General features: G+C 63.7%; 18 protein-coding genes. 13 read left to right on the top strand and 5 right to left on the bottom strand.

What is annotated here, in order from left to right:
• Positions 1-19: 19 nt before the first annotated feature.
• The gene (locus GEU84_RS16040) at positions 20-646 is read left to right on the top strand and encodes an FMN-dependent NADH-azoreductase (protein ID WP_152827947.1); all 627 of its coding nucleotides are present in this window, start codon (positions 20-22) and stop codon (positions 644-646) included.
• A gap of 58 nt (positions 647-704) precedes the next feature.
• On the opposite strand, the gene GEU84_RS16035 is transcribed toward GEU84_RS16040, so the two are convergent.
• Positions 705-1,175: a hypothetical protein gene (locus GEU84_RS16035; RefSeq protein WP_152827945.1), complete on the bottom strand. Its 471-nt coding sequence runs from the start codon at positions 1,173-1,175 to the stop codon at positions 705-707.
• A gap of 306 nt (positions 1,176-1,481) precedes the next feature.
• Here GEU84_RS16035 and GEU84_RS16030 point away from each other — a divergent pair, with 306 nt between their 5' ends.
• The 12 genes from GEU84_RS16030 to GEU84_RS15975 all read left to right on the top strand — a co-directional run bounded on the left by GEU84_RS16030 (position 1,482) and on the right by GEU84_RS15975 (position 14,140).
• Positions 1,482-2,453 (top strand): LysR substrate-binding domain-containing protein, encoded by a 972-nt coding sequence (locus tag GEU84_RS16030; protein WP_152827943.1) that lies wholly within the window; start codon positions 1,482-1,484, stop codon positions 2,451-2,453.
• A 224-nt stretch (positions 2,454-2,677) separates the two neighbouring features.
• A complete protein-coding gene (locus tag GEU84_RS16025) occupies positions 2,678-3,814 on the top strand; it encodes an NAD(P)/FAD-dependent oxidoreductase (protein WP_152827941.1) in 1,137 nt (378 codons plus the stop codon).
• Between the two features lie 38 nt (positions 3,815-3,852).
• Positions 3,853-4,203: a RidA family protein gene (locus tag GEU84_RS16020; protein ID WP_152827939.1), complete on the top strand. Its 351-nt coding sequence runs from the start codon at positions 3,853-3,855 to the stop codon at positions 4,201-4,203.
• A gap of 3 nt (positions 4,204-4,206) precedes the next feature.
• Complete coding sequence (locus GEU84_RS16015) at positions 4,207-4,539, top strand: (2Fe-2S)-binding protein (protein WP_152827937.1); 333 nt, start codon at positions 4,207-4,209, stop codon at positions 4,537-4,539.
• Positions 4,536-5,933, top strand: a complete 1,398-nt coding sequence (locus tag GEU84_RS16010) for an NAD(P)/FAD-dependent oxidoreductase (RefSeq protein ID WP_152827935.1) — start codon at positions 4,536-4,538, stop codon at positions 5,931-5,933. The genes GEU84_RS16015 and GEU84_RS16010 overlap by 4 nt, the downstream gene beginning before the upstream one ends.
• Positions 5,926-7,041 carry an NAD(P)/FAD-dependent oxidoreductase gene (locus GEU84_RS16005; protein WP_152827933.1) on the top strand — a complete coding sequence of 372 codons (1,116 nt, stop codon included), beginning with the start codon at positions 5,926-5,928 and terminating at the stop codon, positions 7,039-7,041. The genes GEU84_RS16010 and GEU84_RS16005 overlap by 8 nt, the downstream gene beginning before the upstream one ends.
• Positions 7,042-7,476: 435 nt before the next feature.
• Positions 7,477-9,042, top strand: coding sequence for an ABC transporter substrate-binding protein (locus GEU84_RS16000; RefSeq protein WP_152827931.1), 1,566 nt, complete (start codon positions 7,477-7,479; stop codon positions 9,040-9,042).
• 68 nt (positions 9,043-9,110) lie between these two features.
• Positions 9,111-10,049: an ABC transporter permease gene (locus GEU84_RS15995; protein WP_152827929.1), complete on the top strand. Its 939-nt coding sequence runs from the start codon at positions 9,111-9,113 to the stop codon at positions 10,047-10,049.
• A gap of 1 nt (position 10,050) precedes the next feature.
• A complete protein-coding gene (locus GEU84_RS15990) occupies positions 10,051-10,926 on the top strand; it encodes an ABC transporter permease (RefSeq protein WP_152827927.1) in 876 nt (291 codons plus the stop codon).
• On the top strand, positions 10,923-11,933 hold the full coding sequence (locus tag GEU84_RS15985; RefSeq protein ID WP_152827925.1) for an ABC transporter ATP-binding protein: 1,011 nt from the start codon (positions 10,923-10,925) through the stop codon (positions 11,931-11,933). The genes GEU84_RS15990 and GEU84_RS15985 overlap by 4 nt, the downstream gene beginning before the upstream one ends.
• Before the next feature lie 9 nt (positions 11,934-11,942).
• A complete protein-coding gene (locus tag GEU84_RS15980) occupies positions 11,943-12,920 on the top strand; it encodes an ABC transporter ATP-binding protein (RefSeq protein ID WP_152827923.1) in 978 nt (325 codons plus the stop codon).
• A 134-nt stretch (positions 12,921-13,054) separates the two neighbouring features.
• Positions 13,055-14,140, top strand: coding sequence for a hypothetical protein (locus tag GEU84_RS15975; RefSeq protein WP_152827921.1), 1,086 nt, complete (start codon positions 13,055-13,057; stop codon positions 14,138-14,140).
• A gap of 176 nt (positions 14,141-14,316) precedes the next feature.
• On the opposite strand, the gene GEU84_RS15970 is transcribed toward GEU84_RS15975, so the two are convergent.
• From GEU84_RS15970 to GEU84_RS15955, 4 genes are all read right to left on the bottom strand, one after another.
• Complete coding sequence (locus GEU84_RS15970; RefSeq protein ID WP_174539923.1) at positions 14,317-15,411, bottom strand: helix-turn-helix domain-containing protein; 1,095 nt, start codon at positions 15,409-15,411, stop codon at positions 14,317-14,319.
• A gap of 126 nt (positions 15,412-15,537) precedes the next feature.
• Positions 15,538-16,647: an FAD-dependent oxidoreductase gene (locus GEU84_RS15965; RefSeq protein WP_152827917.1), complete on the bottom strand. Its 1,110-nt coding sequence runs from the start codon at positions 16,645-16,647 to the stop codon at positions 15,538-15,540.
• Positions 16,648-16,747: 100 nt separating this feature from the next.
• Positions 16,748-17,953 (bottom strand): cytochrome P450, encoded by a 1,206-nt coding sequence (locus tag GEU84_RS15960; RefSeq protein WP_152827916.1) that lies wholly within the window; start codon positions 17,951-17,953, stop codon positions 16,748-16,750.
• A 127-nt stretch (positions 17,954-18,080) separates the two neighbouring features.
• Positions 18,081-19,700: a GMC family oxidoreductase gene (locus GEU84_RS15955; RefSeq protein WP_152827913.1), complete on the bottom strand. Its 1,620-nt coding sequence runs from the start codon at positions 19,698-19,700 to the stop codon at positions 18,081-18,083.
• Positions 19,701-20,101: the final 401 nt, after the last annotated feature.

Genomic DNA, 20,101 nt, shown 5'->3' with positions numbered 1-20,101 from the left:
GGCCAAGGAGCTTTCCCGAATGACCTCCCTTCTTTCCCTGCGCAGCAGCATCCTTGGTGATGCAGGCGTCTCGAACCAGCTTGTTGATGCGACGCTCGCCGCGCTGCGCGACCAGCGGCCCGAGCTTGGCATCACCGAACGCAACCTCGGCACCGCGCCCATCCCGCATTTCGGCACCGATGCCGTGGCGGCCATGGGTGGAGATCCGCGCAACCCTGCACAAGCAGATGCACTGGCCCTGTCGGATCAGTTGATTGCCGAACTGAAAGCGAGTGACGTCCTGTTGATCGGCGCACCGCTTTACAATTTCGGCATCGCCTCGTCGCTGAAAAGCTGGTTCGATCATGTGATGCGCGCTGGCGAGACATTCAGCTATTCCGAGGCAGGGCCAAAGGGTTTGCTGACCGGCAAGCGCTCCATCATCGTGACAACGCGCGGCGGCAGCTATGCCGAGGGCGCTGCACGCGAGATGGACTCTGTGGTGCCGCATCTGCGCACCATGTTGAATTTCATCGGCATCACAGATCAGAGTTTTGTCGTCGTTGACAGGCTGGCCTTCGGCCCCGAAGCAAAGGCCGCGTCGGTGGCGGCTGCTCAGGTGGCCCTTGCCGGGCTGCTTGGGCTGCGGTTGAACGAAGCGGCCTGATCGGTCCGTGATATGGCGCGGACGCGCAGGGCCTGACGTGCCCTGCGCGTCGCACAGATCAGCGACGGCTGCCTTCGACCCCGGTCGAGCTTTTGGTCCGCCGCGAGATTTCGGCTTTTGGCACAAAGGTCAGCGCGACCACGGCATCGACCGGCTCGGGAGTTTGCTCGGTGCCGCGACCCTCGAAAGTGGCGTCCAGCAGCACGCGCAGCGACTTGTTCGGCTCCATCGGCAGGAACGAAATCATGCAGACCTCTTCCAGCGAGGCGGATTCCGCAACATCGACCAGCTCTGCCTTCAGATCCTCGCGGGTGTAGGTGATGATGTAGTTGTAATCCTGTTCCAGCGCGAACAGCTTGTGCTCCCGCATGCCTTCGGGCACGTCGCTTTCCTTGAAGTTCCACAAGAATTTGGCCGGCCCGCCGACGATGGGGCCACCCAGAACCAGTTGGCGCGCCATCAGCGCGTCAAGGATGCGGTTGGCCTGGGCCGTCTGCTCGGCGCTGATGAAGACCTGATAGTATTGCATGGGGTTTCCTTTCCTGTTTCCCAACTGGCCGGCGACATTTCGCGGCCTGTGAAGAAAAGTTAGGCGGGATCGTTTGTCCCAACAATCATGACAATTCGGCATGTGAAATCCCGATCAGCAGGACAATCTGCCACGCCCGCCCGACCGGTCCGCCGTCAGGCGGGACCGGACATGCTTTCGGCCGGTGACGGGCGAAACGCGCAAGACACAGGCGAAGGAATGAACTGCCGTCGAAACTGTTTGTCTGCGGGTCAGGATGTTCCTAGGCTGAGTGTCTTTTGTGGCGATTTACAACGGGGGCAGGGCATGGATCTTGGAGAGCGCGCGGCCTGGGCTGGCGGGTCAGAGTTCACACCGCGCGAGATCGAGGTTTTTGCCGCGGTCATGCTTCATGGCACCACAACCAAGGCTGCCGATGCGCTGGATGTGACACAGCCTGCGGTCAGCAAGACCCTGCAACTTCTGGCCGAGAAGGCGGGGTTTCAGCTGTTTCGCAAGACACGGCAGCGATTGGTCCCGACGCCCGAGGCGCATATGCTGTATGCCGAGGTGCAGCGGGTCTTTGAATCGGCACGGACAATCTCGCGCGCCGCACAGGAAATCCGCGAGTTGCGCAGCGGGCGGCTGACCATATGCGCCATGCCAGCCTTTGGCCTTACGCTTCTGCCAAGCCTGGTGGCCGAGTTCTCGCGCAGCCATCCGACCGTGTCGATCGCGCTGGACATCCGCAGTTCGGCCACGGTCATCCAGCGCGCCAGCCGCAACCAGCTTGACATCGGCATCGCCGTCACCGCGCAAGAAGACGTGCCGTCGGTGTCGCGCCGGGCCCTGGTCGATACCGAACCGGTCTGTGTGATGCCTGCGGGGCATCCGTTGGCGCAATGTGCCGTCGTTGCATGCAGCGATCTGCACGGGCTGGATTTTGTCGGCATGGGGTCAGCAGATCCGCTGCGCCGCCAGTTGGACCCGCTTTGCGAGTCGCAAGGCGTGCAGCGTCGCCAAAGGGTCGAAGTGTCACTGTCCAGCGCATGTCTTGATCTGGTGGCCAACGGGGCTGGGGTTGCGGTGGTTGATCGGCTTTCGGCGTGGATGGCACGGGACAGGGGCATTGTGATCCGCCGGTTCCAGCCAAAGCTGGATCTCAAGCTGAGTGTCTATCGGCCGTGGGGCGTTATTGCCTCGACCGCGGCGGATGCCTTTCATGACTTGCTGATCCAGAAAACCCGCGCCTTCATGAAGGTTGTCGATGATGCCATCGCGCGTGGTGCAGCAGACTGACGGGTCGAGCCTTCGCGACCAGAGTTCATAACTTTTGCCAACAACCCATGCGCGCCGAAGCAGTTGCCGGACGGGCGGTGTCGCAGGATAGTCCACAGGACAGGCCATCGTTGTGATGGCAGCCCCGTCGCCATGCCAAGACGCATCCGGACGGCGCAGGGCAATTTCGGTCAGGGGGCGGACAACGTCTCCTTGGGCTTGTGCAAGCGAAAGGGACAGACAGGATGCGGGTAGTTGTGATCGGCTCTGGCATCGTCGGAAGCTCTGTCGCCTATGAATGCGCCAAGGCGGGGGCAAAAGTGACTGTCCTGGAGGCGGGCCGCGTGGCCGGTGCCACTTCGTCGATCAGCTTTGCCTGGACCAATGCCACCACCAAGCAGCCCCGCGCCTATTACGACCTGAACGTCGCCGGCATGCGCGCGCATCTGGAACTGCGGCGCGATTTTGGCGCGACGCCCTGGTTCAACCAGACCGGCAGCATCGAATGGCGCAACCGCGCCGAGGACCAGCCCGCCTATCTGGAGAACTTCCGCCAGATGAGGGACTGGGGCTACGGCGTCGCGTGGATCAGCCGCAAGACACTGGCCGAGATGGAACCCGATGTGAACATCGCCGGGATCGGCGACGGGCCGATCGCGTATTTCCCCGAGGAAGGCTGGGTGGACCCTGCCTTGTATTGTGCCTGGCTGTTGCGGGCGGCAAAGTCGCGATACGGGGCCGAAGTGCATGAGTTCGCCCGCGTCACGGCAATCAAAGAGGCCGGTGGCCGGGTGCGCCAGGTGCAGACGGCAGATGGCACGGTCTTTGCCGCCGACGCGGTGGTGAACTGCACCGGCGGCTGGGCCGAGGCGCGGCTGGGCGATGCCCATGGCATTCCGCTGGCCTCGACCATCGGGGTGCTGGGCTTTACCCCGCCGGTCGCGCTGACCTTGCGCAGCCAGTTGCATGCCGACGATCTGGACATTCGTCCCGACGGCGCGGGGCGGATCATGATCCACAAGATCTCGGTCGATGCGACGATGACGGGGGCGGTGCCCCTGGCCACCGACAGCGCGCAGGCCGCCGACCTGCTGCGCGCCGCCCGCGAGGTATTGCCGGCGCTGCAGGCGGTGGAGCTGGAGGCGCTGCGCACCACGGTGCGGCCCTATCCGGCGGATGGGTTCACCTGCGCGGGTGAAATGCCCGGGATGCAAGGCCATTACATGGCCGTGACGCACAGCGGGGTGACGATCTCGCCCTATCTTGGCCGCGCCGTCGCGGACGAGGTGGTGCGCGGCGAACCGCATGCGTCGCTGGATACATTCCGCCCGGACCGGTTCTTTCAGAAACCGTCGCCCGTTGCCCGGATGTCCGAAGCCTGACCACCCAGGGATTCCCACCTCGAAACGAAAGCCCGAACATGGCCGCCATCACCCGCCACCAGTCGAACGAGAAACTCAGCCGCATCGTCGTGCATGGCGCGACCGCCTATCTTGCGGGCATCACCGCCGATGACAAGACGCAGGATACGCAAGGCCAGACCGCGCAGATATTGCTAAAGGCCGATGCCTTGCTGGCCAGCGTGGGATCGGGGCGGGACAAGCTGCTGCTGGCCCAGATTTTCCTGCGCGACACCGGCGATTTCGACACGATGAACCGCGCCTGGATCAGCTGGCTGAACGGCGAGGCACCGCCTGCGCGGGTGACGGTCGGGGCGGATTTCGCGCTGCCCGAGATTCGGGTGGAAATCCAGTTCACGGCGGCTGTTTAGGCGATGACAGGCCCTGCAACCCCTGCGCTGCTGCGCCGCGCCAAGGCCGACACGGTGGCCTTCATGGTAACGGTTGATGGCCTGCCGGTGCAGGTTCACCCGGGCGACAGCGTTGCTGTTGCGGTGCTTTGCGCCGGGGGCAAGCCCTACCGCCGCGCGGTTCTGGGCGATGCGCCGCGCGCACCCTATTGCATGATGGGGGCCTGTTTCGAATGTCTGGTGCAGGTTGACGGCGTTCCCAACCGGCAGGGCTGCCTTGTGCCCGCGCGTCCGGGGATGCGCATCGTCCGGCAGAACGGCCTGAATGCGGGTCCGCAGGAAGGGCCGGCGGAATGACCGGCATGGTGGATGTCGCAATCATTGGCGCAGGCCCGGCAGGCATGGCGGCCGCGCAGGCGCTGCACGTCCATGGTCTGCGTGTATCGGTGCTGGATGAGCGTGCGGGGCCGGGCGGCAATGTGCATGCAGCGGCGCTGGATCATCCGCCGGAAGGCGCGGCCCTGCTGGGGCGCGACTATGTCCGGGGTGCGCAGGCGGCGCGGGCCTTTGCGCAAAGCGGGGTGCCAGTCGCATATGGTGCCAGCGTGTCGCGGATCGAGGGCGAGACGATCCACTACCTGCAACACGGCAGGCTGCGCCAGATCACGGCGGGGCGGCTGATGCTGGCCACCGGCGCGATCGAGCGGCCTGTGCCGTTTCCGGGCTGGCATCTGCCGGGTGTCATGGGGGCCGGGGCGTTTCAGTTGATGCTGAAACAGTCGCGGGTCGTGCCTGCGGGTGGGTATGTGCTGTGCGGCACCGGGCCGCTGGTTCTGCTGGTGGCGTGTCAGTTGCTGGCGCTTGGCTCGCGCCCGTTGGCGTTGCTGGAAACCAATGCGGTTGCCTCGCCCGTCCGGGTCGGGGCGGCGCATCTGTCCACGCTTGCCCGGAATGCCGGTGCGGTGGCCAAGGGCCTGTCCTATATGGCACGGCTGCGGCTTGCGGGCGTGCCGGTCATTTCCGGGGTGACAGGGGTAGAGGCGAAGGGCGGCGAAACGCTGCAATCGGTTCACTACAGGCGGCGTGACGGCGCCACGGCCAGCCTCGACGCAGGCATGCTGCTGTTCCACGAAGGCGTGATCCCCGGCACGCAGCTGGGCCTGGCACTCGATTGCCGCCACCGCTGGGACAGTGACCAGCAATGTCTGGTGCCAGTCACCGATGAATGGGGTGAATCCAGCCGGGCGGGCACCTTCATTGTCGGCGATGCGGCAGGCATTCTGGGGGCCGATGCCGCGCCCCATTCGGCCATGCTGGCCGCCCAGCGGATTGCCCAGCAATTGGGACACCGCCCCGATGCGCGGGCCGTCGCGGCGGCGCGGCGTGCGCTGGAACAGGCGAGCGGGTTCCGCCGGTTTCTGGATGCCGCCTATCGCCCCGGCGTCGCCTTTGGCACACCGATCGCCGACGAGGCGATGATCTGCCGCTGCGAACAGGTGACTGCCGCCACCCTGCGCGCCGCGGTGCGCGATGGCGCACGTGGGCCAGCGCAGGCAAAGGCTTTTAGCCGCTGCGGCATGGGGCTGTGCCAGGGCCGGATCTGCGGCAACGCCGCCACCCGGCTGATCGCTGCCGATTCCGGTCTGGATGCGGCAGCTGTCGGCGGCCATCACGTCCGCTTTCCGCTGAAACCGCTGTCGCTGGCCGAACTGGCCGACGAAGCCCCGCAAACGGAGCAGGCCGATGGATGAAGCCGAGATTGCCGTGATCGGCGGCGGGATCGTGGCCCTGTCGGTGGCCGTCGGGTTGCGCCGACTGGGCCGCCGCGTGGTGGTGCTGGATGAAGGCGACAGCGCGATCCGGGCCAGCCGTGGCAACTTCGGGCTGGTCTGGGTGCAGGGCAAGGGCGATCTTCTGCCCATCTACACCCCCTGGGCCATGGGTGCAGTCGAGATCTGGCCCGAGCTTGCCGAATGGCTGCAAGAGTTCACCGGCATCGACGTGTCATTGGAGCAACTGGGCGGGCTTTATCTGTGCCGCAGCGAAGCTGATCTGGCCCTGCGCGCCGCAAAGATGGCCAGCGTCGCCGCCAACGTGCAGGGCAGCTATCGCTATTCCATGCTGGACAACAAGGCTTTGCGCGCTTTGGTGCCGCAGGTCGGGCCCGAGGTCGCAGGTGGCAGCTATTCGCCCTATGACGGTCAGGCCGACCCGCTGCGTCTGTTTCACGCCCTGCACCGCGCCTATCGGCGGTTGGGCGGCCACTACCTGCCGGGGGCAGGGGTGGCGTCGATCGCCACAACAGCGCGGGGTTACAGCCTTGATACCGGCCAGACCCGGATCGCCGCCGAACGGATCGTGCTGGCCGCCGGGCTGGGCAATGCCGCCCTTGGCCGGATGCTGGGGGTCGAGGTGCCGGTCAAACCGGTGCGGGGGCAGATTCTGGTAACCGAACGCGTGCCGAAAGTGTTCGATCTGGTAATGGAACAGGCCCGGCATACACCGGACGGCACGATGCTGATCGGTGGCAGCTGGGAAGAAGGCGCGGGGCATGATACCGCGACCAGCCATGATGTCACCCGCCGGATCGCCAGCGATGCGCAGGCCTTCTTTCCCTTCCTGAAAGGCGTCAACATCCTGCGCAGTTGGGGCGCGCTGCGCATCATCACGCCGGATGCCAGCCCGATCTATGACGAAGTCGCCCCCGGGGCCTTTCTGGTGACATGCCACAGCGGTGTCTCGCTGGCGGCCGTGCATATGCAGACGGTGGCGGGATGGGTGGATAAGGGCGCCATTCCTGCCGAGATGGCCGATTTCGGTCTGCGGCGGTTTGGCAATCACCATGAGGCCGCACCCTGATACGCAAACCCCTCCATCGCGCAAGTCCTGGCGGCCGTTGCATGGCGCTTTCGGTTCGTTGCGCCACCAAGGCGGGCGCTGTGAATTTCTTATCAACTCTGACGATGCCCGCCGCAGGGCAAGGTGCCGCACAGGACTGCGGGCCGCGGCTTTGCCAACTGCCCATGAAGCGGGCATCCACTGGCCTGCTCCGGAAGTTCATAACTAATCAGTATAAACTCCCCCGCTCCACTCTTTTGACCCGGCCCGGGAAAGGGTGCAGCCTGATCCGGTGCACAGTTGCAGGACATCAGCCCGGCGCGGTGCAGGAGGGGTTTGTGCCGGGGCACCGCGCACGGCACTTCGGCAAAAGAACACCCAGTAACCAAGGCGTCGCAGACCGCCATTTCATCCGACCGTCCACAATGGTCGCAATCCCCAACAGAGGAAAAATCCATGACACTACTTTCTCGTCGATCCCTACTTGCAGGCTCGGCCTCGCTTGCTGCCGCGCTGGGGCTAAACCTTTCGGCGCTGACCGCTTTGGCGCAGGATGGCAGCAAGACACTGCGCCTGCCGCTGCTGCGTGCCAGCGGCAATCTGGACCCGCAGCGTTATGTCGGCATCTTTGCGGTGCAGGACATGGTCTTTGACCCCCTGGTGCAATACGGCCCCGGTGGTGCGATCGAGCCCGGGCTTGCGGAATCCTGGGAAGTCACGCCCGATGACACCAGCATCACCTTCCGCCTGCGGCCGGGCGTCACCTTCACCGATGGGGCGGTATGGGATGCCACGTCGATGACGTGGAACCTGGAACGCTGGCTGCCGAAAGAGGACTACCGCTGGCTTCAGGTCGCCAACAATTTCAAGAGCATCGAGGTGATCGACCCGATGACTGTGGCCCTGCATTTCACCAAGCCCACGCCTACGGCGCTGACCGAACTGAGCTATGTGCGCCCGGTGCGCTTTCTCAGCCCCAATGCGGTCGATGGTGAAGGCATCTACAACGCACCGGTCGGCACCGGCCCGTGGATGGTGGAAAAGGAAGGCCCCGAAGGCACCGATCTGGTTCCGAACCCCGGCTACTGGGGTCCAAAACCCGAAATTGACCGGGTGTCGCTGGTCGTCATCCCCGACGGGATGAGCCGCATCTCGTCGATCATCGGCGGCGAAATCGACGCCATCGGGGGCAAATTCATCGCCCCGATCAGCCCGCAGGAAGCCACGACGCTGACCAACAACGGCATCACCGTTGTCACCCAAACCGGCACCGACACGATGATCCTTGGCTTCAACCCCCGGATCGACCTGTTCCGCGACATCCGCGTGCGCGAGGCCTTCAACCTGCTGATCGACCGCGACGGCATCGCGCAGGTGGTGATGAAGGGCTATGCCAAGGCCACGATGAACCTCTACCCCGAGGTGATCCCCCATTCCGGCACCCGCCACGCCGTGCCCGCGCGCGATGTCGAACGGGCCAAGGCGCTGCTGGAAGAGGCCGGCTGGACCGGCGAGGGCACCCGCAGCAAGGACGGCAAACTTCTGGACGTGGACCTTGTGATTTCCGAAGATGCGGTGGCCGGATCGCGGGCCCTGGGCGAGGTTCTGCAAGCGGGGTTCATGGAGGCCGGCATCGGCCTTTCGCTGCGCAACGTCGATCATGCCGCCCGCCACGGCGACATTCCCGAGTTCAAGTATGACCTGTCGTTGTTCGTGACCAACGGCGCGCCCTATGATCCCTACAACACCATCGGGCTGATGTTCCTGTCGACCGTGGTTCCGGGCACCGATGGCAAGATATACGAGGACGTGGCGCTTGACCCGCTGATCCTTGCGGCCCTTGGTGCTGCCGAGGCGGACAGGCCCGCCGCGTTCCAGGCCGTGTCGGATTGGCTGCATGACAACTGGGCCATTGCGCCCTTGTTCCATGGTGACCGGATCTGGGCGCATGGTGACAGGATCAAAAGCTTCGCGATTCCCGCCACGGAATACGAGATGCCGCTGAAAACCCTGTCGCTTTAAGCGTCGAAGACTGCGCCCGGGTGAAATGCCCGGGCACATGATCCAGCAGATGCAAGGATTGCACCAACATGCTTCGAACAATCCTCCACCGCGCAGTTTCGGCTGCAATCCTGATCGTCATCGCGTCGGTCTTTTCCTTTATGATCATTGCCGCTTTTCCAGGCAATGTGGCCGCCCTGATCGCCGAAATGCGTGGCGGCTTTGTCAGTCACGAGGTCGTGGCCGCCGTGGCAGAGGAATACCGGCTGAACGACCCGCTTGTGCTGCGCTACTTCCACTGGCTTGGCGAGGTGCTTCAGGGAAACCTTGGCAGTTCGCTGCGCACAGGTGAGAGCGTCGCCGCCGCCATGGCCCAGCGGCTGGAGCCGACGATCGTGCTGGTCCTTGGCGGCAGCCTTGTCACGCTGGTCATGGGTGTCTCGCTGGGCTTTGCCGGGGCGATGTGGCCCAATGGCGTTATAGACCAGATCATCCGCGCCTTTGCCGTGTTCAACGTGTCTCTGCCCAAGTTCTTTCTGGCGGCCATGCTGATCTACATCTTTGGCGTGCAATTGCAGATGCTCCCCACGTTCGGCTTTCGCGGGCCGCTGTCGTGGATCCTGCCATGCATCGCCGTGGGGGCCGTGCCGGGCGCGCTTCTCAGCCGTCTGATCCGCGTCGGGCTGGAAGAGGCGATGAGCAAGCCCTACGTCATCACCGCGAAAAGCAAGGGCTTCGGCCGCCGCCGCATCCTGTTCCGCGATGCGCTGCCCAATATCGTACCGGTGTTCCTGACCACATTCGGCATGAACATCGCCTTTGTCACCCAGTCATCGCTGATCATCGAGCCGATCTTTTCGTGGAACGGCATCGGGGCCTATTTTGTCGAGGCGGCGCGCTTCCGCGATTTGCCGGTGCTTCAAAGCTGCCTGCTGATGTTCTCGATCCTGTTCATTCTGGTAAATCTGATGGTCGATCTGATCGTCATGATGGCCGACCCCCTGCAACGCCGCGCCAAGAGGGCCTGACATGACATGGCTTCGCACCACCTTTCGCGTCGTAGGCTGGCCCACGCTGTTGTTGGTGTCCTCCTTCGCCTTCATCGCCATCTTCGGATCGGTCATCAGCCCCTATGATCCGGCGGCGCAGAACCTGTCGCATTCCATGCAGTCCTTCAGCGCCGAGCATTGGCTGGGGGCCGACAATCTGGGCCGCGACACCCTGAGCCGCCTGATCGCCGGGGCGCAGACCACGCTGATCGGCGTTGTGACGGTGCTGTTGCTTGCGGGAACCATCGGCATGATGCTGGGCACGCTGGCCGGATATTTCGGCGGCTGGCTGGATGAAATCGTGATGCGCTTTTGCGATTTCGGCTTTTCCGTCCCCAGTCTGTTTGTGGCACTGGCCTTTGTGGGCGTCTTTGGCCCCAGCTACACCAACATGATATTGGCGCTGTCGATTGCATGGGTGCCGATCTATGCCCGCCTGACGCGCGGGGTCGTCGCCGCCGCCGTCAGCCAGCCCTATATCGAAAGCCTGCGTGTGCTGGGGGCCAGCCCGGCGCGGATCATCTTTCGCCATCTGGTGCCGGTCGCATTGGGGCAGGTGCTGGTTTATGCCAGTGCGGATGCGGGGCTGCTGGCGCTGGCGATTGCCAACCTCAGCTTCCTTGGCTTGGGCGTGCAGCCGCCGCAGGCCGAATGGGGGCAGATGCTGGTGTCAGCCATGCCCTATATTCAGGAAGCGCCGCGTCTGGTCATCCTGCCGGGTATCGCGCTGACCCTGCTGGTGATCGGCTTCAACCTGCTGGGCGAACGCATCGCCCTGGCCAAGAACCCCCGCGCCATGAGCCGCCGCAAACTGTCGCTGCGCCGGGCCATCTTCAAGAAAGAGGTCGAGGCATGATCCGGACCACCCACCCCGCACCGCCACCGCTTGAGGTGGACGGCTTTTCCGTCACGCTGCACACGCCCAATGTCAGCGTTCGCCCGGTGGACCGCGTGACCTACAGCGTCGAGGCGGGCGAGGTTCTTGCCGTCGTCGGCGAAAGCGGCAGCGGCAAGACGATCCTCAACATGGCGCCGCTGGATCTGTTGCCCGTCGGCGTGGATGCCGACATGGCGGGATCTGTTCGGTTCGAAGGGCGCGATCTGTTGAAGATGACGGCCTCTGAACTGGAAGCGGTGCGCGGCAGCGGCATTGGTGTGGTGTTTCAAGACCCGCTTTCGGCGCTGAACCCCGTGCGCAAGGTGGGCCGTCAACTGACCGAAGGGATCGAGCGAAATCTGCGACTGACGCCCGCGCAATCCGAAAGCCGCGCCGCCGAACTGCTTGCACTGGTCGGCCTGCCAGACCCCAAAAGCCGGATGCAGCAATATCCGCACGAACTGTCGGGCGGGCAGCGCCAGAGGGTTGGCATCGCCATGGGCATCTCGGGCGAGCCGCGCCTGTTGATCGCGGATGAACCCACCACGGCGCTGGATGTGACGGTGCAGGCGCAGATCGTGGAATTGCTGAAAGACCTGCAAAAGCGGATGGGCATGGCCATTGTCATCATCACGCATGACTTTGGCGTGGTGTCGGGCCTGGCCGACAAGGTGGCGGTCATGTATGCGGGACGGCTGTCGGAACTGGGCAGCGTGCGCGACGTGCTGGTGGGCCCGGCGCATCCCTATACGCGCGGCCTTCTGCAATCGGTGCCGTCGCTGACCGTGCCGATGGATACAAAATTCGTTGGCCTGCCGGGCCAGCCGCCGAACCTTGCCCATCGGATCGACGGCTGCGCCTTTGCACCCCGCTGCGCCGAAGTGCGCGCCGATTGCCGGGGCCACCGGCCCGGGCTGCTATCGGTGCCGCGCTCGTCTCCGGGCCACCTTGCGGCCTGTCCGGTCGTTGTCAACCAGAACATCTGAGGGGGCAAGATGCCAGAACCCATCCTTCGCGTCACGGACCTGAAGACCCATTTCCGTGACAGCCGCACCGGTGCCGACATCCGGGCCTGTGACGGCGTGTCGCTAGACCTGAACGCGGGCGAAATCGTCGGGCTTGTGGGCGAGTCCGGTTGCGGAAAGTCCACCCTGGGCCGCACGATCGTCGGGCTGGAACGCGCCCGTTCGGGCAGCATCCGGTTCAAGGGTCAAGACCTGCTGGCGCTGCGCGGCAAGACAGGCGCGGCCACCCGTCGCGAGATCCAGTATATCTTTCAGGATCCCCTCTCGTCGCTCAGCCCGCGCCAGACGGTCGGCGAGGCGCTGGACGAGGCGCTGATCATCAACGGCGAGGGCAACCGCGCCGCGCGACAGGCACGCGTACTGGAACTGCTCGCGGCCGTCAGCCTGCCGGCGCAGTTGGTTCACCGCTATGCCCGCGAAATGTCGGGCGGGCAGCGGCAACGGGTCTGCATCGCCCGCGCGCTGGCCGCCGATCCCAAGGTGCTGGTCTGCGATGAGCCGGTCAGTTCGCTTGACGTGTCGATCCGGGCTCAGGTCATGAACCTGTTTCTGAAGTTGCGCGATGACCTTGGCATGGCCTGCCTTCTGATCGCGCATGACCTTGCCATCGTGCGGCTGGCGGCGCAGCGCGTCTATGTGATGTATCTGGGCAAGATCATGGAGGAAGGCCAAAGCGCCGATCTTTATGGCCAGCCCGCGCATCCCTACACGCAGGCGCTGCTCAGCGCGGTGCCGCTGACCAACCCGGACGACGAACAGGCGCGGCGGCGCATCCTGCTGTCGGGTGACGTGCCAAGCCCGATGAACCCGCCCTCGGGTTGTCGTTTTCGCACCCGTTGCCCGGCGGCGCGGGCAGTGTGCGAGACCGCGCCGCCGATGGTGCAGCGGGGGGCTGGCCACGTCGCCCTGTGCCATTTTGCAGCGGACGCGCCTTTGGGGGCGTTGTGACGTGGCCTGCATCTGTGCCGCTTGGCTGCCCGACCAGAAGATCACAGACCCCGGCCACGTTTCCCAGCCTGACAATGTGAAAAGAGGCCCCGCTACCGGGAAATTGATCGGATCCACAGGAACAGATGCGGACTATGCTGCTGTATCTGATCAATAAATCTGTCAAACTCTTGGCAGTCAGGCAAAGTAGGCTGGTCTATCCCGACCACCGGCCATGCGCGGGACGAAACAACAAGAAGGGCAGGGGGAAACACGCATTGAACGCCGGACCGACCGCCATCGCCCTTTTCAGCCTCGTGCTTCAGGGTGCCACTTGCCCGGCCTTTGCGCAGACCGGCCATGCCGAACCGGTCTGTATCGAGTTGGGAAGCGCGGACACAGCGCCCCTGGAAGCGCGGGTGGGTCCGGCCGATCCGGAAGTGATCGCGATGTTCGCGGGGACTGGCGCGTCGAACATTGCAACCCACGACCTGACGATGTCGGAAGAGGAGAGGATCAGACTGGCCTTCGCGCGTCTGCCGCGCCTGCACCGCGAGGTGCTTCAGCGGCACCTGAACCGGATCAGTTTTCTGAGCCTCACCTCCGGGGCAGGCAGCGCCCTGACGCGCAAGCTGGACAGTGACGATGCAACGCCCCGGTTTGACATCACCTTTCGGGCCAGTCTGCTTGACGAGGATCTCACAACTTTTCTGAACACCAAGGAAGCACGCCTGTTCCATGATGACGGATCTGGCGTGAACATTGCATTCGATGCTGGCGAAAGTGATGCGCTGACATATGTCTTGTTCCACGAGGCGACGCACATTGTCGATCAAGTTGCGGGTCTGACAGACGAGGCCACAGATCCTTTGCGTGCCGGGATCTGGACAGATCTGCGCAGCCTTGCCGAACCGTATTCTTCTGCCCCATATGCGAGGACCATATTTCGTTCGCAGCCGCCGATCCCGTTGAGCCGCGCCCCAAAAATCTACCGGTCGCTGCAAATGAGCCCGTTCGTGTCGCTCTATGCGACGGCCGCGATGGGAGAAGATGTGGCAGAACTGTTTGCATGGCACCAACTGTGGTCGCGTTTCGGCCAGGGCTTGACACTCACCATAGGCAATCGTGAAGGGCAAACCCTGTTTCGCTATCAACCACTTGAAATCCCCGGCGTTCAGGCCCGTTTTGCCGAGGTGCAGGCGTTGGTGGAGCGTTATGATCAGACATGCGGCCCGGCCTGAACTTGGCCATCCTAGCCTGACCAACAGCCTCACAGGGCGTCAAGGCCGAAACATGACAACTGCCACCAGGGCGAAAGCTGCGATGAGTTTTCGTGTGCATTGGCCATGCCGGGTTGCGATGCAGCGCCGCTCCTTGTGGCTGCCGATCATTGTCTTGATCGGTCCACGGCAAGGATCTACTGCGCCATCCCGCGCAGGTCTTGCGACCCGTGAAGCAAAATCCGGTTGTGGATCAGATTGGAAGCGGCGTCAGCGATCGTGATCATGGCCTCGCGTTCGGATTGATCGAGCGCTCTTGGCACAACGTCGATGATGCAGATCGACCCCAGAACAAAACCCAGCGGATCGCGAACCGGGGCACCGGCGTAAAACCGGAAGCCATGTGGTTCGGACAGCGTCGGATTTTGTGCCTGACTGGCAAGTTTTGTGAGATCTTCGAGGACGGTAAACTCGTTGGCAACAAGTGTCTCGTTGCAGAAGGCCCAGTCCCGTGGTGTGGCCTCGCCGTCGAAACCGATGCGGGATCTGAACCATTGTTCGGATTGCGTGATCAGCGTGAACATCGCAATCGGGGCGTGGGTCGCATGCGCTGCCAGCCGCACAAGGCGGTCGAATGCGACATCCGGCGCAGACCCGACGAGGCCGGATCGAGCAACGGCCTCCAACCGCGCGGGTTCATTCCATGGGGTCGCGAAAGCGAGAGGTTTCGCAAGCCCATGCCCGGCTGATCTGAGGTATGCGACAATCGCAGCGGCAGTCGCGGCGGTGTCAGGCAGCATTTTGGCCCGGACGCGGTTCGCACCGGTGGCCACAGGATCAGCCGCATTGCGCGGCGCCACGCTGATGATGGTCGTCCTGCCAAACCGCCCATCCTTTTCGACGGCCAAAGCCAGCTTCTTGCGCGGCCCGTCGTCGGTGTTTTCGATGATCAACAGCATCGGCGGTATGGCGGCAATCCACCCCTGGACCGTCGCAATGTCTTCCGAGACAGCGACCAGCAAACCCGTTCCGGGAAGACCCGCAAGACGCCATTCATCTCCCCGGCCGTCACCGGCAAGAACAATCGCACGGGCCTGCATGACCGGAGCCTCGGAAGTAGAGGTTTCGATCAGGTCCAGCACGGCTTGTCGCGGTATGCGGCGGTGGCCGCCGGGTGTCTTCCAGGAAGGAAGTTGGCCGCTTTCCACCCACAACTGGGCCGTGCGCGTTGACACACCCAACAATTCCGCCGCGTTTGCCGTCGTCAGAACATCTTTCACATCGTGGTCCACCCTTGCAGGCGCAGATATAGGAAGAAGTGCCGCAGTTGCAACAAAACGCAACCGCCTGGTGGGTTGCGGTCCGGCAGGCTGCACGGGTCGCAAGGCACCCATGTCGCGCTTTCCTTTCAGATCCCGTCAGATTGGCGCTGTGAGGTGGTGGTAGGACCGCTGGTAAAGGCTGTTTCCACCATAGGCCAGCAACAGGTTTCTGATCGCCCGCGGCAAGCGGCGCATCCTGTCGCGCACGGATGTCTGACGATGCACCCAGTCTACACGCGGTTTCCGTCTGGCCTCGTGACGCGCGAGCGCGGTCTTGATGTCGTTGGCATGTGCCAGTTCGTCGGCAAGCACGAGGGCATCTTCAAACGCCATGGCTGCGCCCTGTGCCATGCTGGGCGGCGATGCGTGTGCGGCATCGCCGACAAGCACGACGCGGTTTCGATGGACCGCATCCATGCGCAGCCGCATCAAGGCACCGAAATGCATGTCTGCGTTTGCCGAAAGTTGAAGTGCTGGCGACAGCGGCCCCGCCATGTCACCAAACAGCGACACCAGCGCGGTTGACGCGGAACAGGGTGCGATTGCTGATTCATCGGCGGCGAGGTCGGCGTAAAGATAAAGCTCTGTCGCCGATACGGGAATCCCGAGCAAGCTTCTATCGGTCGCCAGGCTGACTGTCCAACTGCTGATCCGGCAGACGTTGGGCACCACCATGCGCCAGCACAGGTTTCCGACATAAACAGGCAAAGGCGCATCGGGAAAAGCGGCGCGCCGCACGGTGGAGTTCACGCCATCCGCGCCGATCACCAGATCGTATGCGGCGGTTTCGCCGTCCTCAAAGTGGACATCGCAACCGTCGGCACGGTTTGTCAACGTCGCGACCCGGTGGTTCCGGATCTTTTCGGCACCCACGCTGCTGCACAACAGATCCCACATCGCGGACCGTTTCATCGCCCTGCAAGGTCCGACGTCACGCCAGAAATCATCGGTGTCGACGATGTTGAGCAACTGGCCCGTCTCATCGCAAAAGCGCTGCTGCCGGATTGGCTGCGAATTCGCCAGCACGCCAGCAAGCAATCCCAGCTCCCCTGCGGCGCGCACAGCATTGCCGGGCAGGAACAGCCCTGCGCCGCCGCTGCCGGGAAACGTGCTTCGTTCAACAATTGTGGCATCAAATCCGCGCAGCGAAAGCGCGCGGCATGTTGCCAGCCCCGCAAGGCCGGCACCTACGACAAGTATTCGCATCTGTGTTCACGCTTCTCGCTGAAGTGGCGCCTGTGCGGCCAAGCAAGGCCGCACAGATGGGGCAGTTCCCCCGCAAAATCATGTTCGGCATTGGCGGTGTTCAGCTTTGCCAGCTGACCCGGCATTCCGTTGTCCTGCGGACAAAGACATGGCCCGAGAAGGCCGGGCGGCTGTCCAGCGTCAGACCGGGAAGCCGCTCTGCCAGCACACTCAACCCCACCTCCAGCTCTGCCCGCCCGAACGCTTCGGCCACGCATTTGTGCGGGCCACCGCCGAAGGCGAGATTGGAGGCCGCAAGTTCGGTGCGGAAAATGTTGAAGTCATCCGGCCGGCTGAAAACGCGCTCGTCCCGCAAAGCCGACATCGAGGACAGGATCACCAGTTGCCCGGCGGGCAGGGTCCAGCGATCAATGTCGATGTCTTCGGTGGACACCCTGACAACGCCTGCGATCCCCGGTTCGAAACGCAGCGATTCAGAGACTGCCGCCGGCACCAGCGTTGGGTCATCGCACACCGCCATCCATTGCGATCGGTTCAAAAGCAGATTTGCGGTCTGCGCCACCAATGCGGTCTGCACCGATTCAGTGCCGCCGATGATCAGTTGAACGATCTGGATAAGGATCTCCATGCCCGAAAGCTGCTGATAGCCTTCGGCAAGCGCCAGATACTGCGACAGGAAATCGTCAGCCTGACCCACCCATTTCCGGGCGATCAGTTTCTTGAGGGAATACTGAACCTTGGCAGCAGCCAGTTCGGCATCGGCCATCCCCCTCGCAGTGGCATTCGGGCGAAAGAACTCGTTCATTTCATTGATATCTTGGATGAATTCCGGAACCTCCTGGTCAGGAAGCCCGAACATCGCGGCAAGTGCCAGAACCGGCAGTCTGGCCGCGAAACCGCTTGCCAGCTCAATGCTGCCGTCGCGATGGCACCCTTCGATCAGCGATTCTGCCGCCACCCGGACGGCCGGACGGAAATCGTCGATCGCCTGGGCTGCCAATGCGCGCGACATGGGTGTCCGGCGCCGTCCGTGAGCCTGCCCATTCGCGGTCAGCATCCCATGCTGGAAAATATCGAACAGCGGCCCCGCGGTCACACCGCCCTGAGCCGGAATGGCGGTTTCGGTTGCCTGCAGCCTGGGATCCCGCGATAGGCGGGTGACATCCTCGTGCCGCAGCACGACATGGCCACCTGTCTCGAGAATGGCAAAGGGGTGGGTTGCGCGGTAGCGCCGGAAAGCGGCGTGGGCATCCCGTTCAATGTCTGCTGCCGCAATCACCGGCACGACGCGATCATCCGTCAACATTCTGTCTTCCTTTCTGTGATGTAAAACCCTGCGGTCGGCCTGCGACTGCGCTGTGGCGGGGGGTGAAAATCAGCGTGACGCCATCCGTCGCCACGCTGGGATCAGCCGGAATGGCCGGGCCGTGTTGTCAGACGCGCACCGGATTCCCGATGCCATGCGCGGACGACAGGCCATGCGCCAGGCGGATCAGATCCGCCGCCCGCTCGCCGATGACAACACAGGGGGCCATGGTGTTTCCGACGGGGATCCGCGGCATGATCGAGGCGTCAGCGATGCGAAGACCTTCGACGCCATAGACCCGCAACTCGTTGTCCACGACCGCCATGCTGTCGCGCCCCATCATTGCGGTGCAGGATTGGTGCCAGTAGGTGACCGCCGACTTGCGGATGAAGTCGATCATGCCAGACTTATCCCGCGGGCCGGGGGCCGCTTCGCCGCGCACCAGCGGCGCGAAGGCCGCGCTGTTGCCAACCTCGCGGCACAGTTCCACAGCGGCCAGTGCGGCAGCAACATCTTCGGGTTCGCTGAGCGAGTTCGGCTCGATCAGGACCGGATCACGCGCATCCGGCCCGGACAGCCGTAGCCGCCCGCGGCTTTTCGGCTGGGCCAGGCCGGCAAACATCGTCCAGCCATGTTCGGGTGTGGCGATCCCGGCCTCTGCCGGCGCAGGCACCGGGAATTCAAGCTGGCATTGCAGGATATCAGGATGGTTCAGGCGGGAATCGCTTTTCCAGTAAAGCGCCGCTTCGCAGCCGCCACCTCCAACCCCTTGCGGCGCGTGATAGGCCCAGGTGCAGCCAAAGGCGATGTGGTCCTGATGATTCTGGCCGACGCCGGGCAGATGCTGGATGACGGAAATGCCATGGGCGTGCAACTCGTCCCGGTGTCCGATGCCGGATTGCATCAGAACCTTTGGCGTATGCACGGCACCCAGCGACAGGACGGTTTCACAGCGCGCGTGGAAACGCCGGGGTTCACCGCGCACCACAGCATCAACGCCGACCACTTTCCTGCCGGCAAACACCAGCCCCGTCACCAGCGCATCGGTCAGAACCGTCAGGTTCGGATGCGCCAGCATCGGCGCGACATAAGACCGGAACACCGATTCCCGTTGGCCGCCGTTTATGCGCAGTTCCGCAATGGCGGCCCCGCCGTCGCTTTCCATCATTTCACCGTTCGGGCTGTCGAAAACCGGAATTCCCGCAAGACCGGCGGCCGTGACCAGCGTCTGTGCAATGGGCTGGGGTGCATCCGGTTGCGCGACATGCACCGGGCCACCGCTGCCCCGGCGCACTGGGTCTGGTGCGCCGCGCCAGTCTTCGATCCGGCGGTAGTAGCCAAGCACCGACTCGTAGCCCCACCTTTCGTCACCCGCCTCGGCCGCGAAATGGTTCCAATCCTCCTTGTGGCCACGCGCCCATACCATGACATTGATGCTGGACCCGCCGCCCAGCCCCTTGCCCATGCTCAGAGGAAGGCGCCGACCGGCCAGCCCCGGTGCAGGCTGACCGACGAAACCCCAGTCGCGTTCGCTGCCAAGATTGAGCGGCCATTGCGCGGGGTCCGTTACCCTGCTGTCGACGTCATCGCCACCGGCCTCCAGCAATAGCACGCGCGCCTGCCCATCCTGGGCCAACCGTGCCGCCACGACCGATCCGCTGGAGCCTGCTCCGCAAACAATGAAGTCGAAGTCATGGGCATCGCGTCCGGCGGATGCGCCGGTCATCTTCTGTGCAATCTGTTCCATTGGTCTTTCCTGCTGGCCTGATACGTGGCCACCCACTATCCAAGCCAAGTTTCAAATTCAATATAAATTATCAAATCCATCAAATATAGCAATCACAAGCGCGCTAGTGAAAGACCCGTCTTTGTGAACCGGCGTGGCCTTCTGCAAGACGCAGCCTGGGTTGCCATGCCGGATTTTCGCGGGCGGGGTCGAGCGGCGGGCGGCTATGGCCACAGGGCATCGGGCCGCAAGAACAAGGTCTGGCATTCACAGCATCTGGAGGAAGGTCACGAAGGCGCGACGGCCGCGGCGCAGCTTGCGGGCTCAGCCGTGGCAAAGCCGACAGATCGGCTGGCAGCATTTTCCCGGTGATCGCCCGGGCCGGGACATGTGGCAGTAGGGTATTTTTGTTTTCGCGCCCT

The organism is Fertoeibacter niger (assembly GCF_009380135.2).
In the GTDB taxonomy this organism is placed as follows: domain Bacteria; phylum Pseudomonadota; class Alphaproteobacteria; order Rhodobacterales; family Rhodobacteraceae; genus Fertoeibacter; species Fertoeibacter niger.
This window is presented reverse-complemented; position numbering and strand designations above follow the sequence as displayed.

What these genes read in the sequence shown, in the direction of transcription:
- GEU84_RS16040 (WP_152827947.1), top strand. Translation starts at nt 20, where the DNA reads ATGACCTCCCTTCTTTCCCTGCGCAGCAGCATCCTTGGTGATGCAGGC.
- GEU84_RS16035 (WP_152827945.1), bottom strand. Translation starts at nt 1,175, where the DNA reads ATGCAATACTATCAGGTCTTCATCAGCGCCGAGCAGACGGCCCAGGCC.
- GEU84_RS16030 (WP_152827943.1), top strand. Translation starts at nt 1,482, where the DNA reads ATGGATCTTGGAGAGCGCGCGGCCTGGGCTGGCGGGTCAGAGTTCACA.
- GEU84_RS16025 (WP_152827941.1), top strand. Translation starts at nt 2,678, where the DNA reads ATGCGGGTAGTTGTGATCGGCTCTGGCATCGTCGGAAGCTCTGTCGCC.
- GEU84_RS16020 (WP_152827939.1), top strand. Translation starts at nt 3,853, where the DNA reads ATGGCCGCCATCACCCGCCACCAGTCGAACGAGAAACTCAGCCGCATC.
- GEU84_RS16015 (WP_152827937.1), top strand. Translation starts at nt 4,207, where the DNA reads ATGACAGGCCCTGCAACCCCTGCGCTGCTGCGCCGCGCCAAGGCCGAC.
- GEU84_RS16010 (WP_152827935.1), top strand. Translation starts at nt 4,536, where the DNA reads ATGACCGGCATGGTGGATGTCGCAATCATTGGCGCAGGCCCGGCAGGC.
- GEU84_RS16005 (WP_152827933.1), top strand. Translation starts at nt 5,926, where the DNA reads ATGGATGAAGCCGAGATTGCCGTGATCGGCGGCGGGATCGTGGCCCTG.
- GEU84_RS16000 (WP_152827931.1), top strand. Translation starts at nt 7,477, where the DNA reads ATGACACTACTTTCTCGTCGATCCCTACTTGCAGGCTCGGCCTCGCTT.
- GEU84_RS15995 (WP_152827929.1), top strand. Translation starts at nt 9,111, where the DNA reads ATGCTTCGAACAATCCTCCACCGCGCAGTTTCGGCTGCAATCCTGATC.
- GEU84_RS15990 (WP_152827927.1), top strand. Translation starts at nt 10,051, where the DNA reads ATGACATGGCTTCGCACCACCTTTCGCGTCGTAGGCTGGCCCACGCTG.
- GEU84_RS15985 (WP_152827925.1), top strand. Translation starts at nt 10,923, where the DNA reads ATGATCCGGACCACCCACCCCGCACCGCCACCGCTTGAGGTGGACGGC.
- GEU84_RS15980 (WP_152827923.1), top strand. Translation starts at nt 11,943, where the DNA reads ATGCCAGAACCCATCCTTCGCGTCACGGACCTGAAGACCCATTTCCGT.
- GEU84_RS15975 (WP_152827921.1), top strand. Translation starts at nt 13,055, where the DNA reads ATGCTGCTGTATCTGATCAATAAATCTGTCAAACTCTTGGCAGTCAGG.
- GEU84_RS15965 (WP_152827917.1), bottom strand. Translation starts at nt 16,647, where the DNA reads ATGCGAATACTTGTCGTAGGTGCCGGCCTTGCGGGGCTGGCAACATGC.
- GEU84_RS15960 (WP_152827916.1), bottom strand. Translation starts at nt 17,953, where the DNA reads ATGTTGACGGATGATCGCGTCGTGCCGGTGATTGCGGCAGCAGACATT.
- GEU84_RS15955 (WP_152827913.1), bottom strand. Translation starts at nt 19,700, where the DNA reads ATGGAACAGATTGCACAGAAGATGACCGGCGCATCCGCCGGACGCGAT.